At 59.6% G+C, this 15,544-nt stretch carries 10 protein-coding genes; 6 read left to right on the forward strand and 4 right to left on the reverse strand.

The features are described 5' to 3' along the window. Window positions 1-231: 231 nt before the first annotated feature. From AB7A72_RS13315 to AB7A72_RS13335, 5 genes are all read left to right on the forward strand, one after another. Entirely contained in the window at window positions 232-642 is a 411-nt protein-coding gene (locus AB7A72_RS13315; protein ID WP_369460246.1) for a helix-turn-helix domain-containing protein, read from the forward strand. 48 nt (window positions 643-690) lie between these two features. After that, on the forward strand, window positions 691-894 hold the full coding sequence (locus AB7A72_RS13320) for a hypothetical protein (RefSeq protein ID WP_369460247.1): 204 nt from the start codon (window positions 691-693) through the stop codon (window positions 892-894). Between the two features lie 197 nt (window positions 895-1,091). After that, window positions 1,092-1,937 (forward strand): hypothetical protein, encoded by an 846-nt coding sequence (locus tag AB7A72_RS13325; protein WP_369460248.1) that lies wholly within the window; start codon window positions 1,092-1,094, stop codon window positions 1,935-1,937. A gap of 149 nt (window positions 1,938-2,086) precedes the next feature. Then, window positions 2,087-2,443, forward strand: coding sequence for a DUF2251 domain-containing protein (locus tag AB7A72_RS13330; protein WP_369460352.1), 357 nt, complete (start codon window positions 2,087-2,089; stop codon window positions 2,441-2,443). An 81-nt stretch (window positions 2,444-2,524) separates the two neighbouring features. Then, a complete protein-coding gene (locus AB7A72_RS13335; protein ID WP_133859135.1) occupies window positions 2,525-2,812 on the forward strand; it encodes a GNAT family N-acetyltransferase in 288 nt (95 codons plus the stop codon). Between the two features lie 101 nt (window positions 2,813-2,913). Here AB7A72_RS13335 and AB7A72_RS13340 read toward each other — a convergent pair whose 3' ends face one another. From AB7A72_RS13340 to AB7A72_RS13355, 4 genes are all read right to left on the reverse strand, one after another. Then, window positions 2,914-3,513: a hypothetical protein gene (locus AB7A72_RS13340; RefSeq protein ID WP_369460249.1), complete on the reverse strand. Its 600-nt coding sequence runs from the start codon at window positions 3,511-3,513 to the stop codon at window positions 2,914-2,916. Between the two features lie 8 nt (window positions 3,514-3,521). After that, on the reverse strand, window positions 3,522-6,899 hold the full coding sequence (locus AB7A72_RS13345; RefSeq protein WP_369460250.1) for a transglutaminase-like domain-containing protein: 3,378 nt from the start codon (window positions 6,897-6,899) through the stop codon (window positions 3,522-3,524). Between the two features lie 75 nt (window positions 6,900-6,974). Beyond that, window positions 6,975-12,812, reverse strand: coding sequence for a carboxypeptidase regulatory-like domain-containing protein (locus AB7A72_RS13350; RefSeq protein WP_369460251.1), 5,838 nt, complete (start codon window positions 12,810-12,812; stop codon window positions 6,975-6,977). A 937-nt stretch (window positions 12,813-13,749) separates the two neighbouring features. Next, entirely contained in the window at window positions 13,750-14,565 is an 816-nt protein-coding gene (locus AB7A72_RS13355) for a LysR family transcriptional regulator (RefSeq protein WP_369460252.1), read from the reverse strand. 128 nt (window positions 14,566-14,693) lie between these two features. On the opposite strand from AB7A72_RS13355, the gene AB7A72_RS13360 reads away from it, so the two are divergent. Further along, a complete protein-coding gene (locus AB7A72_RS13360) occupies window positions 14,694-15,425 on the forward strand; it encodes an SDR family oxidoreductase (protein WP_239809939.1) in 732 nt (243 codons plus the stop codon). The last annotated feature ends 119 nt before the right edge of the window (window positions 15,426-15,544 follow it).

Here is a 15,544-nt window from a genome sequence, read left to right on the forward strand (position 1 = left end):
AGCGGCTGTTTTTACGTCTGCTGGCGCACTTCCGCTTCAGGCATGCAGTCGTACTCTGCCTGCGGTTAGCACGCTCGTTTTCCACCAACGTGGTTGACTATGCCGCCATAAATCCTATTGCACTAGGATTTCAAGCAAGTAACGCGTGACTGCATCCCAAAATCCTAGTCTGCCAGGCATTGTTGAATCCATGGTGGGAGATTTTTAAAAATGCCTCGTTAACTAGGAACAGTGAAGCACGAAATCAAGTCCTCATCAGACCTCGGCCATGCCATCCGAGCCGTGCGCAAAGCCTCAGGTATTCAGCTGGATGACCTCTCGGGCATCGTCGGCGTCAGCAAACAAACGACGTCCAATCCGGAATATGACAAGGACACCGTGTCCTTGGGAACGGTTCTGCGCCACCTGGAGGAGCTCGGTATCCGCTTGTATGCCGACATCTGTGACCCGAAGGCCATGCAGCAGCTGCTCAAGCTCTCCAGCGGCGACCCGGATGCGGTTGAGCGCATTACGGCAGCGCTGGACAAGCCTCCCACCCAGATTCAGCCTTCAGGGTTTTACTTGGCCATGGAGGACTTGGCAAAGACAGCGGCGCCAGCAACCACCGAGCCGGCGCCACAGCCCAAGCCCCGCAATGGCTGAGCATCCCTTCAACCGCGCGCTCGTGGTGTACAGCAATGGCGGCCCAGTGTGGTTGAAGCCGGGGACGCGCTGGGCTTGGCTGCAGGCATGGCGGGCCGCATTCTGGATGAGACGCGTGGCCCTATCGACAAGGCCGCCGCAGAGTTGTTGCGCGACGATGCACCGCACATCCAGAGCAACCCACCACACCTGCGTGTTGCCCTGGCCATGCGCCATATCGTGATGGCAGAGATGCTGGAGCGGCGGAGGTAGTCCGAGAATTGCCTTCCGCCGCAATGGGTGTATGCGCCCGCCCCCTGCGCATGCGCTTGGCGGTTCACAGAAGCTCTGGGGGGTAATAGGCGCCTGATGCATCCACCGCACCTGATTTTGCATGCCATGACTACAGGAGCCAGCCGCAAAACCCGCACTGCTACACTGCTGCCGACCCCACTCCCCGCCCCAGAGCCTTGGCCCAAGCACCCCAAAACCGCGCCGCGCTGCGCAAGCGCAAGTCCAGCTGGGCGTCGCTGCGCATGCCCCAACGCATTACGGCGACCTTGCAGAAAAAGCACTGGCTGCGCCTGCATGGCCTGTGCATGGGGCTGCTGGTCATGCTGGTCATGTGGGCCGTCACGGCAGCGCTGCTCCATTCCGGGGTCCACTCGATGGCAATGCGCTATGCCATCAGCTTGGGGGTCGGGTATGGGGTCTATTTGCTGGCGCTGCGGCTGTGGGCCGCCTACCTGGTGCGCAATGCCTATGCGCGCAAGCGCGATGACTCCTGGGTGGATGGCGTGGACCCTACACCGGGCCTGCAGTTTGGCGAGCGCACACCAGATTGGGAGGCCGGAGGGGGTGGTGATTTTGGGGGCGGGGGCGCATCGGGTGATTGGGTCGATATAGAGGTATCGTCGGCAGCATCCAACGCTTCAGAGGCCTCCAGCTCCTGGACTGACGCCGTGGATGTGGTGGATGTCGGCGGTGACGAAGCCGCCATCATCATCGCGCCAATCCTGGCGGTGTTTGCCGGTTTGCTGCTCGCCTTCTTTGGCTTTGGCGCGCTGCTGTGGCTGTACTTTGGCGTCGATGTGCTGCTGTCCGTCGCGGTGGAACTGGCCTTTTCGATGATGACCGCCCGCGCGCTGGTGCAGGTGGAGCGCGCAGGCTGGCTCGCCTCTGCCGTGCGACTGACCTGGAAGCCGCTGCTCGGCGCCCTGGTCTGCGCCGTGGCTCTAGGCGCGTTGGCCGACTGGTGGGTGCCCGATGCCACCACCTTGCGCGAAGTGATCGCCCATATCCGGGGCACGCGATAACTACCTTGGCCTACCCAGCGCTGCCCCATAGCCGGTTTATGCTGGGCCCTTGCTGGCCGCCACGGCTTCCCTCTCATTCATGACAAGGACTGTTCATGCCCATCGTCGTTACTGCCCAGGACACCATCTAGATCGGCGCCGCCGAGCCCATCCAAGGCAACGCCCCTGAAGGCAGCTATGCCGCAGTATTCGAAGACGATGGCGACACTGCCTACTTCTACGCGCTGGATTTTGCGAATGCCGAGCAACCCATTCAGAACGCGCTGCACATCTACAACGTGGCCGATGTCTCGGACAAGCACCTGCCGTCCGAGGTGACGATGGGCTGGTCCACCGATGGCAGCAAGGTCGTCCTGCTGATCAATGGCTACCCGCATGCGGTGTTTGATTTTGCGGCCAAGCACGGCTATTGCCGCACCGCCTTCCCGCCGCCCGATGCAGATTCCGGCTGGAGCGGCCATGAATGGTCCGACGATGCCGTCGAGCTGTTTGCGACGGAGAGCTGATACGACAAGGAACACAGCCCTGCCGATCGCAAGGCTGCAGCCTTCCCTTATTCTTGGGGTTTTGTTCAGCCAAAGGCCCGCATGCCCTACACCGTCCAACACGAAGAAGCCGATTCCAAAGGCGCGTTCTTTATCAACCGCGATGCCGCGCGCGTGGCCGAGATGACCTACAGCCGCACCAATGCCACGATGATCATCATCGACCACACGGAAGTGGACGATTCGCTGCGCGGCGAAGGCGCCGGCCGCCAGCTGCTCAATGCGCTGGTCGCCTGGGCCCGTGAGACGCACACCAAGGTGCTGCCACTGTGCCCTTTTGCCAAGGCCCAGTTCGCCAAGGATGCGTCGCTGCGGGATGTGCTGTCCTGAATGCGCACTGTATGGCAGGCTGACGCCATGGCAGCTTGCGTGGAGCCGGGGACTCCCGGCTTCAACACATGGCTGCCGCTGCGGCGCTTTTAACTGCGGCCCTACTCAGAAAAATTTGCTTTTCGGAACTCCAACTCATAGCTCGGCATTCCCACACCGCCGCCAGCCGCTGACTGCTCCAACTTCAAAATAGGCACACTTTCGCGCTTGGCAAATTCTTCAAAAATAAGCGCCAGCATATAAAAAATATGCTTTGGCGCAGCAAGGTACGCCGTCTGCGGCTTCAGTTCTTTGCCTATTGTCTTCCCATTGACCTGGACTGAACAGGGCCAAGCCTCCTCTATAAGGCCAGCTACCGGTAAATTTAAAAATGGCTCTGCTGTATTTTTACCAAATACCAATTCAGCAGCAAATCCGGAAAAGGGCAAAATGGCTGAAAATTCATTCAGCGTAATTTTTGAAAAATCACATTGCACATCACTATCATTCCAGCATCGCAGTGAGATATACCTAACATCTGCTGCCGCCCCATTTGGAATTCTCAAAATAAAGTATTCTCGTTGGGAGTGGGATATGCTTTTGAAAAGTTCAGCCACTTCCAAAAAGTCGGAATGGGTCACTACCAGGCCTGGCACGGCAATGTACCCATTGACAATCCGGTGCTGCCGCCTTATTTCAATGACTGGATCGCTGGTTTTCATAAACATCATCAGTTAGAGAACGCTTCTCCAGCGTATACCTTGATATCAACGCGGATTTGCTTCTTCACATGGTCTTTGTCCGCAGGGTTGGGGCCAAAAGAAAAGGTAGGGCCTGCACATACCCCAGCAGGCGGCCGCGCAGAGATCCATGCGGCAGCCTGAGAAAAGTAAACCACTCGGCTGCTCAGCTCAGCAGGCGTCAGCAAATTCTGCACCCCTTCCAGCATATTCAAGCCTTGGACGACGGTGAACGGCATAGGTTGCGCCCAAGCCAAAGACTTGGTGTTTCCATTTCCGGGGATATCAAGGCCCTGCGCTTGAATAGTTCCTCGATGGCATTTATTGTCATTCGGACAACTATTTTTCCCGGCATAGGCTGATCCAGAGAAAACAAGCGCCGTGACACCAAACGCAGCCATGACCTGTGCCACAGCGCTACCGCCGCCGACGACAATTCCACCCAGCACGCCGGCAACCAGATACCCCAGCGCGATCAGCATGGCAATCATCGCCAAGATGATCAGTGTGGTGACGATAAGCTCAATGGCCCTGGCTAGAGGTTCCGACTTGGTCTCGCACGTCATTCCTTCGCCACCATTGGCGCCAGTCCCAATTATATATGCGCCACTCCCAGTTTGTGGATCTATCGCCACATAGGCTTCGGCATCCCAATAGGTAGAACTAACTTTGTTCTGAGGCGCGTAAACAATATATCCATAAGAAGCGTAATTGGCTATCTGCTGCTTCAACGTAGTATTCAGCCCAGATGACGACAGAAACGTGGACAAATTATCACTCGTGATGGAATAAATTTTCTGACCATTTTTATTGGCTTGCGATAAAACTTGAGCAGCCGCCACGCCCAACCCGGAAGGCCACTGAAACACTTCATCAATGACGGACCCTTCCAATGAAGAGTTCTTCATCCCCATCATCATGTTCATATTAACAAAGGCTTGGTTGCTGAAAACCCCTTTGTTCTTTGAAATGGCATGGGTGATCCGAGGAATATCGATAGAATAAGCTTTATAGGCACCTATTCTGGGCACACCCCAGGAATAAGTCACCTCCAGGGGATTGGAAAACATCCCCACCGAAGGAAGCCTTAGATACGCAAACCCATTCAATTTAGCAAGCACTTTATCGGATACATCGGCCCTGAGAAAATACCCCAGATTCAAATGATGAAGATTCTCAGTGAATGTATTGGGGTTGGTACTGTGGTATCGGGCTTTGACAATTTTTTCCGTAACACCTACGGAGCTAACGCCAAAAACAATGGCATCACCGACAGCCGAATCTACTGAGAAATTCTTCTGCCCACTTCCCAAGGTGGGTGAATAGATATCAAATCCCCACCACTGCTCACTGCCCATCCGCCGCGATCCAGACGTAAACAATTCCTGGTCATTGAGCAGGAGTTTTGTCTTTTGATTGACAAGGTATACCGGCAGGCTTTCAGCATTTTGCGCCGCATAAGTTTGCAACAACTCTGCATCCGCTGCCGATGCGGGAACACCAATGGAGCTTATCTTGTTAGACCCAATATTCGACAGCAGTATTTTTTGGGTATAGCTGGCTTCACCAAAAGACTTGTCCATCGCACTTTCGAACAATTTGATGGACACGGACCACTTTTGTGAATCTGGAATCTGAGCCACTGCGGAAGACTCTGTGACAACCACATAAGGCAGCTGTCCCGAGAGTGTCGCAGGTGCGGATTCCTTGATGATTTTTTTACCCATGATCGAATCCTCACTGAGGTCACTCAGATTGGCTTTGATATGGGCTTGAATCTTCGCGCTGTTGTCATCCAAAAAATTTTGCAGCGATGCGAAATCTGCTTTTGCCACCCAGCCTTCGGCGTTATTAGCCTCTGATCCATTGCCAGCCAGCGCCAAGGCTTCTGCCTGACTTATTCCAGAAAAATCTTTAAAATCAACGCCAGCACCATAGTTGTATTGTTTATAACTCGCATCCAATGGAATCCATGCATTGATATAAGCATTGGTATTGTTATGCTGGGGAGGCGAGACATCCGTGCCCCCCTGAACCGAGCCTTTGCTGGCTGCATAATTAATATATGCAGAAACCCATACATGCTCCATTTTAATCTTCTGAATCACTCCCGAAGACACCACGCCAACATTTGCGATACCGCCTTGGCCCAGCATGTTTTGGGCTGAGGAGGCATCATCGAAATTTCCAATGAGGTTTTTTGCTCGGTCTACCGGTAATTCGATGGTGCCAAACTGGTAACGAGCGGGAATACCGCTTGCTCTCAAAAGCGCGATGGTCAAGCTTGCAATATCTAAAGAATTACCTTTTCCGGACTGCAAAACGGAATCCGCATTCTGCATACTGCCCCAGGAGGGAAGCCATTCAATGTGGTTCTTGACCCAGTTCTGAATCGCGACCGGATCTTTTTGGAGTTCTACCGCCTTGGCTTTGATGGCATCGGTCAAAATGACTTCCTCCGTTTCGGCCAAATCGGCGTTGGAGAGCGCCTCCTCAGCGGATGGAAGGGTTGTAAATTGCACGCCACCCACATTCGTGACTTGGGTCACTTTCGCCAAACCAGGGGCACCGATGCCAAGCCGTAGATTCCACTCCTGGCGTGTTTGTGCAGGCGCTTTTTTGTACGGTTGAGACGCGTGCCACGGCAAGTCTTTGCTGGTGTTTACGGCCGGGTGATGGGCGTTTTCGGCAAGAAACGCGCCCAGCGTCTGCAGATCACTGCGGTTCACCGCTACCGCAGATTTAGACGCCAGGCCGCCGTTGTTGCCCACCAGGCGTGCAGCCAGCGCATCCAGCCTTTGCACCCGCTGTTCAAACTCGGCAACCGCCGCGTCATGGCGGGCCAACATCTCTGCGCTCAGGCCTTTATGCACCAGCTCGGCACGCATGTTTTGCAGGTCTTCGCGCGCAGTACCGCTCTCGTCCTGGATGGCGGCGAGGGTGTCGCGCAGCGATGCAGGTGTCGTCTTGGCGTTGTAGATGGGCGCTGGACCTGCCTTTTTTTGCTGGGGCAGCACCAGCGACTGCTGCACCAACAAATCCTGGGTTTGCTCGCTGGCTTGTTGGATCAGGTATTGCAAGCGCTGGGGGCCGGCTTGGTCATTTTTCTGAGCCTGGTAATTCGCGGCCTTGAGCTTGGCATCCCAGTCGTGCAGGCGCTGCATTTGGCTTTGCGCCAAGGGGCTGTAGGTTTGTTCGGCTTTTTCCTGGGCGATGGCACTGAGCGGTTGCAGCGCCAAGGCGATGTGGGCCGCAGCCACCACATGGGCCACCGGCCGCATTATTTTTTTGAAGCCGCGCATCACCGCCTCGGTTGCCTCGTCACCCGCTGCGGCTGCCATCTGGCTGTTTGCATTAACGATCGCCATGTCGTTCTCTCTCTCGTTTTTGTCGTTGTCATGTGCGGGCCCATGCGCTGGCGCATGGGCCCGTTGTGGTGGTGCTTAGCGGCCCGCTTGCCGGCGTCGCAGGCCCGCAGCGGCCAAGCAGGCCAGTGCGGCACTCAGCAGCAGCAATCCAACAGGGCCATTGGCTGGCACCTTCTTGGCATTGCCGGGGTCTGTTCCGGTGCCATTGCCATTACCTCCGTTGCCAATCTTCAAGCTTGCCGTGGCCACCGCTTCCTCGCAGCCCGCTGCGCCCAAGCTGGCAATCACCAGCACGTTGGCGGGCGCGCCTTGCGGCACGGTCCAGCGGTAGTTCTGGCTCCACTGGCCAGAAGCTGCTACCGACACGTTGGCGCTGGCCTCTTCCATCAGCAGCGCGCCGCTGTCGGGGTTGACCACACGCAGGGTGACTGCGCCGTTGGCCAGCGCAGCACCGGGGTTGTCCAGCTTGAAGCCCAGCGCAACGCTGTCGCCGATGTTGGCCGTGCTCGGCGTGGCCGTGATGGCGCCGGCCGCACCGGGCACACAGGCGGCTGCCGCCTTGACCTGGAAGCCCGTCGTGCTTTCAGACAGCAGGTTGCCTGCGCTGTCGTACAGCCTCAGCTGCGCCTGGTAGGTACCCGCGCCCAGCTGTCCGGCCGGCAAGGTGTAGCCAAACTCGCGCGATCCGGCTGGTACCAGTTGCGTGATGGCCTCCACCTGCTGGAACGAGGTGGCGGCCTTGGCCACCAGCACGCGCTTGCTGCTTGCCAACTGCAGCACCACCGTTTCTGCGCGCAGGTTTTGCTGCACCACGTTCGATGAGGTGTTGCCCGCACGTGAGGTGATCTGCGTGGCCTGGCCCACCAGGTACTCGGCCTTGTCGGTGCTGATCTTGGTGGCATTGCTAGGGCCCGGGCCGCCCACCACCTTGAAGGGAGCCGTGGCGCTGCCATAGACCACCCCATCTGCGGTGACCAGCTCCGCCAGCAGCACATAGTCGCCCGCCAGCACGCCCGATACCGGCCAGTTGCTGCTGACCTGCGCTGTGTGCCCCGCCGCCACGCTCACGGCGGCTGGCAGCGGCAGGGTCGCCACCGGGTCACCCTGGACATCGAGCACGCTAAAGCGCACTTGTGCATCGCGCGCAGCCACGCCGCCATTGCTGACCGGGCCGGAGAAGACTGCGCTCTCCTGGCTGGTGTACACCGGCTTGTCCGTCAACGCCTGGATGCTGATGTTGGCATTGGCGGCAATGCGCGGCACCACAATGGGCGACACCACCTCGCCCACTACAAAGCTGTTCTGGAACTTCAGGCTGGCGATCCGCGCAGCAGGGCGCACTTCTTCAATCGCTATGTTGGCCAGCGCCAGGTCAAAGTTCACTTCACGGCCGGTCTCGGTAATGCCGGTGAACGACCACAGGTACTGCGTGGAGCCATCGGCCTGCGGCAGTGTCTTGGTGGGCGCGGGCTGCAGGTTGGTGGGTACCGCATTGGCGGCAAAGTCCACCACCAGATCGGCATCCAGCGCACCCAGGCGGTCCAGCATGGTGGGCAGCCAGATCTCGATCCAGGTCGAGGACAGCAGCGATCCGCCCAGCCCCTGCGTGCTCAGCCACGAGCCATCGGCGCGTTGCTGGTTCAGCACGTACTGGATGGCGCGCCGCAGCCTCGGGTCGCTGCGCGAGGGGTTGGTAAAGTCCAACGCCACACCGACGATGGCCGTGGCCACCGGGTCGCTGGTGGTGTAGCCCGTCGTATTGCCCCAGCCGCCATCGCTGTTCTGGCGGCTCCACAAGGTCTGCGCAATGTCGTAGATCAGCGTGTCAAACTCGCCAGCGCGTGCGCTGCCTTGGTAGTATTCGCGCAGCTTGGACAGGCCCATCATCCGGAAAGCCATATCCGCATTGTTCGATGCATTGAATATGGAGCCCGCCACCAGCTTGGTGGCCGATTGCGCCAAGGTCGCATCAATCTTGGTTGCAACCTCCGCCGCGTCCGCCGGCGTGAACGCCATGCGGCTGAGGCCGTAGCTGTCGCTCCACAGCAGCGAGCCATCGGGCAAGCCCACCGCCGAGTTGACGGAGGCAAAGCCCAGGCGCTCGACAATCCAGTTCTCGTTGTACCAATACAGCCCATTGCTGGTGCTCAGCAGATAGCCCTTGTCGCCAAACCGCAGCATTTGATAGGGCACGCCATTGGTAAACGCCGCAGGCGTGTCTCGGAAGCGGCCATCCAGCTCAAACCGCAGCACGCGGTTCTGCCCAGGGTTTGTCACCAGGATGGCGCCATCAGGTTCCTGCTCCAGCTGCCCACCCGCCGATTCAAGCAGGCTGCTGCTGAGGAACTCCGACAGGTTGCCTGCGTCATCGAGTTTGAAGAGCTTGGTCTGCCCATAGGCCTTGAGCAGGTAGCCCCCGCCGGCCAGCGCCATCGCATCGCTGCTGGCCTGGCTGCTGATCTGGACGGGCGCGCCCACAGTGTCCGACAGGTAGACGCCCGAGGTGGTGGCGATCAGCAATTTGCCAGTGGCCAGCACGCGCAGGTTCTGGATCGGCAAACCCGTCGCCACTGGTGTCGCTTGGGCCGAGGCCATATCTACTGCATAGACGGTTTGCCTGCCCTTGTCGCCCACATAAACCTGGCCGTTAACCGCCACGGCCAAGCGCTGGTCTCCGGTGCTCAGGCCTGCAATGCTCACAGGCGTATTGGTTTTGACGGTTCCGGGGCCGTGCTTGTCCAGCAGCGTGCTGTAGTCCACCAGGCTGGCCACATTGATGCCGGTCGATTGACCGGTCGAGCCCCACCAGTGGCCACCGTAGTCCGGATTCCATTCGCCATTGTTGGCGATGGAGACAATGGCTTCGGCCAGCTTGCGGTTGCTCGATGCAATCTCTTGCGGGTTGTGCCACTCCTTGGTCGCCCACAGGCCCAAGGTGGTCGTGGTGCGGATGTAGGTATCACCCGAGTAATTGACTTTGCCGTCCCCACGCACCTGCTGCAAGATGGCATTCATCAGCTCATTGCGCTTGTTCTGGTCGAGCGGCTGCACAAAGCGCAGGTTCTTCTCGCCCCCCACCACGGCCTGGGTTTGCACATGGCAGGCAAAGCACTTAAGGTCGCTCACATGGTGCTGGTAGGCATAGCTGTCGCCGTAGCGCACCGCCTTGGTCACCGCTTCGCGGATCACCGGCGCCAAGGGGTCGGTGCTGCTGCCCGACGCCATGTCCAGCCCGGTGATCTTGATCTTGCCTTTGACGGTCTGGTCGCCCGGTGGTACCACCGGCTTGTCGACCGTGAACTCGGCTTGCGCCATATCCCCCACATACAGGCTGGACTGGATGGTAGCGCCCGGTGCAATACCGGCCGTCACCTCCACCTTCAGGCTGGCGGCCTGGTCAGGCATCCAGGTGCCAAAGCTGATGTCCTGCAGACCGCCCAGCGCAATGCTGGGAGCCTGGGCCGTTGTCTGGTACACCAGCGCGCCGGTGGTGGCATCCACCACCTTGAGCAGGTAGCCCGATGCGGGCAGCACCACATTGCCGGCGTTCTTCACCAAGGCGCTGAAGGCCACCGGTGTATTGGCACCCGCCTGCACCACGGGCGGCTCTGCATTGGCCGAGCCAGAGAAGGCGGCCTGCGGCGTGATGTCCAGCGCGGCACGCAAGCTGCCGGTGACCACACCCGTGGGGTTGTCCTTGCCGCGCGAGCCCGGCTCGACCAGCTTGGCAATCACTGCATACCGGCCCGCTGCGTGGCTGGCGGTGTTCCACTCAAAAAACACCTCCAGCGCTTCACCAGGGTTCAGCGTCGCATCGCCCAGCGGGATGGCCGCCGCATCCAGCGCAGACAAGGTGGCCATCACATCACCGGCGGGGCCCTGGATCTCCAGCACGATGCTGGTGGTCGATGCCGCGGCCGAGTTGTTCTTCAGCTTGACGCTCGCCTTGACGGGCTTGTTCAAACCCGTGGTTGTGGGCACCACCACCAGATCGGCGAGATCCAGAAAGCCCACCCCTGCCGATGCCGGAATCACAAAGTCCTGCGTGATATCGCCGGGCTCGGCAATTGTCAGCTGGTAACTACGCGACTGGAAGCCGCTGGCAGACACCTGCACATTCCAGGCGGTGCCTGTCAGCCCATCGAGCACGTAAGCACCTGCCGCATTGGTCAGCGCACTGTTCGCACCCACCGCCACCGTCGCATTGGCAATCGCTGCGCCCGATGTATCGGTCACCAGGCCGTGCAAGACGCTGGTTTGGCGCGCCGCAGACATCTCAATGGTGCCTGCATCCAGGCGCGAGCCAATGCTGGAGGTACCCGACTGGCTGATGCTGCTGTAGCCCGCCAACGCGTAGTTCAAGGTGATGGCGCCAATGGGAGCCGTCATCGTGAACTTGCCATCAGCCCCAGACAAACCCGTTGTCTGCGATGACGGTCCCTGGATGGTGATGGACACGCCCGCCAGCGGCGCCTTGGTCGCCGCATCGATGACCTGGCCGCTCACCGGCACAGACGTAGCGCTGGCAGAGCTCGCATCGATCAGCGCAGGCGAGAACACGCCCGTGCTGCCGGCAGGCAGATTGGCCGTGCCCGATGCACTGACCCAGCCCGCTTTGTCAGCAGAAAGAACAACAGCACCCGCTGCCACGCTGGCAATGCTGTACTGGCCTGCGGCATTCGTGCTCGCCTGGTAGCTCGTCCCTGCGGCCGTGTTCTTGACCGTCACCGTCACGCCGGCAATGGGCGCGCCATTGGCCTCTTGGGTCACCGTGCCCTGCACCGTCACCGTCGTCACTGCAGGGTCCGGATTGGCGGGCGGGGTCACCGTGATCGCCTTGGTCAACGTGGGCGAGAAGGTCAAACTACCACGCGCCTGCACCACCCCCGATCCGGTCACCAGGCTGTAGCCTTCCTTGGTCGCCGCAACGCCCACCTGGCCGGCGGGCGACACCACTATTTCGTACAAGCCTTGCGCATTGGTCTGCACCGAGATGGGAGCCTCTCCCGAGGCCGGTGTCACCGTGACCGTAGCGTTCTCCAGCGGTGTGTTGCTGCTGCCATCGAGCACCATGCCCATGACAGTGCCCGAGTTGGCCTGCTGGTCCGGGTCGGCCGGCTTGACGGCCACCAAAGCCAAAGCCCTCAAAGCGAGGGCAGTGGTGTAGCTGTCAGCTTCCCAAGATCCATCGGACTTTTGGCTCGCCAACAAATAGCTTTGCAACTGGGTAGCCACCTGCGGTGCCGAAGCGGTATAGGGATGCACGGCTTCAAACACCAGCGCGCTGAGCATCTGGCTCTCGCCCCAGGCGCCAGAGGCCGCTTGCTTGGCCAGCAATGCCTGGGCCAAGGTCTGCGCCAAGGCCAGGGTGCCAGCGTCTTTCAGGGCATCGGCATTGATGGCGCGCAGCACCACGGCGGTGGTGTAGAGGTTGGCATAGCCGCCGGCCTTGAGCATGCCACCCGATTGTTTGGACATCAGCCACTGCATGACACCCTGGCGCACGGCCGCTGCGGGCGTGGCCATGGTGCTGTAGCCCCAGGCCGTGTCGATGATGCCGGGCACCATTTCGTCGGGATAGGTGGCGAAACCTTTATCGGAGATAAACCGCCCCGACAGCGGCGAGGTAATCTGCACACCCTGCTGGGTTTTGAGCGACTGCCAGCAAGCCAGCGTTTCCGTGGGCACGTTATCGCCCGAGGCGGGCATGGCGTTCACCAGCGCCGTCACCTGGCTGTTATTGCCTGCCAGGCGCAACAAGGTTTGTGCTGCCTCGCATTGCGCTTGCGCAGCAGTGCCAAAGCGCGATTTATTGGCCAGTTTGCCGGATGGCAGAACCTGCCCTTGCAACCATGCCAAGCCTTTGGCCTGCGCCACGCCATCGGCCCGCGCCGCCGTCATTCCGGCAGCCATTAACAGCAGCAGTAACAGCCATGTTGATAAACGCCTGCTCAGCGCACGAAAAAATGCTTCCCCCTCTGGCACCATCGTCGTCACCATCCATCTCTGTTCATTATGAAAATCGCGGCAGACACTGAAAGGCGGATGCGCGCAGGCACGCCTGGTTCAGATCTGCAGGTGTTTGTTGATCTCGGGATTCGCCACCACGGCCGATGAGCCGGCCAACGCGGCGCAGGCTCAAACTGCGTTACAGCAGCCAATATTTAGAGGAACGGGCCGAAAAACTATGACCGGCTAGTGATTGCTCACCACACATCAAGTGAGGCTTTCGTCCACGCGGCAAAGCGGTACGGTATCGGTGCAGCGCGCGGCTGCAGCCCTCCCCAAAGCTCCCTCCATATACATTTTGTTTCCATTTGATATAACTATGGAGGCCAATGTAGACGAGCTTTACAAAAGCACCTAGTGTGTTTGTAACCGTCACAATGACAGTGGGTTTCTTGTTATTTGTCAGCGACTTGTAAGCATTAACCGCTAAGCCGTGTTGTGTGGGCAAAAATGCGCTCCCACCCAAAACCATTGTTTAGCTCTATCCATATTGGGCTATCAGCTCTGTTTTTGGATAGCAGCTGCTAGGCACGACCGGCATGCGCCATTACCAGCCGTCCTAGAAATTCCTGGCAAATACAGCCGCCAAACCCTGCAAAGCGTCAGGAATATTTATACACATTTACACAGTTTGATACAAAACAAACGTACTTTTTAGTGTTCGGGTTCCGATATGTCTCATTTCAGCGCAACGCGTCGTTACTCCTTAAGAGACCCATGGGTTGGTATCAACAGCCGTCTGAAAATCATCCAGCAACGCGATAACGCCTGACGACAGAAACCAGTTTGCGCAAGAGCGTGCTGAATGGCAGCCATATTCCTGCAGCAAATGCGCATCCACTTAAATAGCCACCACCCCATCCCGCAAGCGCGCCAGCGCCCCATTACCTAAAGCCTGCACGTTGTAGCAAAGCCCAATGCGGCGTTTGAGCTCCACCTCCAGCGGTTGGGTCTGCACACCCGGCATTGCTTGCGCCAGGGATTCGGGCACGATGGCCCGGCCCACACCGGCCGCCACCAAGTCCAGCGCCAGCGAGAAGTTGCTGGCCAGCGCCGCGGGCGAGTCGGAGCGGCTGCCGTAGATCGGCATCAGGCGCTGGTGGCTGGCGTGGGTGGGGCAGACGATCCAGTCGGTGGCGGTGTCTTGCGGGGCCGCCGCTGCGTTGTCTGGCAGCAGGGCCTGCGCGGGCAGGGCCAGCACATAGCGCTCGCTCAGCAGGGGCAGGAACAGCTCATCCTCGCAGCGCAGCTCTTCGCTGGCCAGGCGCGCATCGCCATCGCATTGCGCCAGCAAATGCAGTTGCACGCCGGGCACACAGGCGCGGGCAGTGGCGGCCAAATACTGCACGGTGCTGCGGGCTACATCCTCTTCCACACCAATGGTCAGGCGCTCGCGCTCATCACGTTTGCGAAAGCGCTGGGCCAGGTCATCGGCCTCGGCCACCATGCGGCGCAGCTGGGGGTAGAGCGCGCGGGCGTCGTCCGTCACATCCACGCCGCGCGCCTTGCGCACAAACAAGGCCGTGCCCAGCGCCTCTTCCAGCAGGCGGATGCTGCCCGACAGCGCCGGCTGGCTCAGGCGCAGGCGCTGCGCAGCAGCGGTGATATTGCGCTCTTCAAAGACGGCCACAAAGGCGCGGAACTGGCGGTAATCCATGGCAAGCCATAAGCAAAACGTATGAGTGGAAGAAGAATAAACCATTTTTCAAACGCCATACGCTCGCTCTACACTAGATTCTCTAATTATTCATCAGAAATATCTATTTCTAAGAAGGCTCCCGGATTATGCAAAACCGCAAACCCCTGATCGTCATCACCGGTGCCAGCTCTGGCATTGGGCTGGCCACCGCCCAGCTGTTTTCGTCGCTGGGCCACCCGCTGCTGCTGCTGGCGCGCAGGCTGGAAAACATGCAGGCGCTGAACCTGCCCGACACCCTGGCCCTCTCCGTCGACGTGACCGACCGCGCTGCGCTGGCCGCCGCCGTGCAGCAAGGCGAGGCCCGCTTTGGCCCGGCCGATGCCATCGTCAACAATGCCGGCGTCATGCTGCTGGGCGAGATCACGCGCCAGGACCCGGACCAGTGGGACCGCATGCTGGATGTGAATGTCAAAGGCGTCTTGAACGGCGTGCATGCCGTTGCCGCCGGCATGGTGCAGCGCCAGCGTGGCAGCATCATCAACGTGAGCTCGGTGGCCGGCCGCAAGACCTTCCCCAACCATGTCGCCTATGTCGGCACCAAGTTCGCCGTGCATGGCCTGACGGAGAACCTGCGCGAAGAGCTCGCCGCCCACAATGTGCGCGTGACCACCATCGCCCCTGGCGCGGTCGAGACCGAGCTGCTCGGCCACACCACCGATGACAGCATCAAGGCCGGCTACGAGGAATGGAAGACCTCCATGGGCAGCAAGGTGCTGTCGGCCCAGGATGTGGCCAACGCCATCCACTACGCCTATGCGCAGCCCGATGGCGTCTGCATCCGCGAGATTGTGCTGGCTGCTACCCGCCAGCAAGCCTGAGGGCCCTCTCTCCCACCCGAACCTGACCCCATCGCCGCAAGTCTTCGCGGCGAGGGCCCTGTGCCCAGCAATGGCTGGCTCTGCCGAAAAAGGCACCCGGAAAGCGCAGGGCCGCCCGA

Source organism: Comamonas sediminis (assembly GCF_041107495.1).
GTDB lineage: Bacteria > Pseudomonadota > Gammaproteobacteria > Burkholderiales > Burkholderiaceae_C > Comamonas > Comamonas sediminis.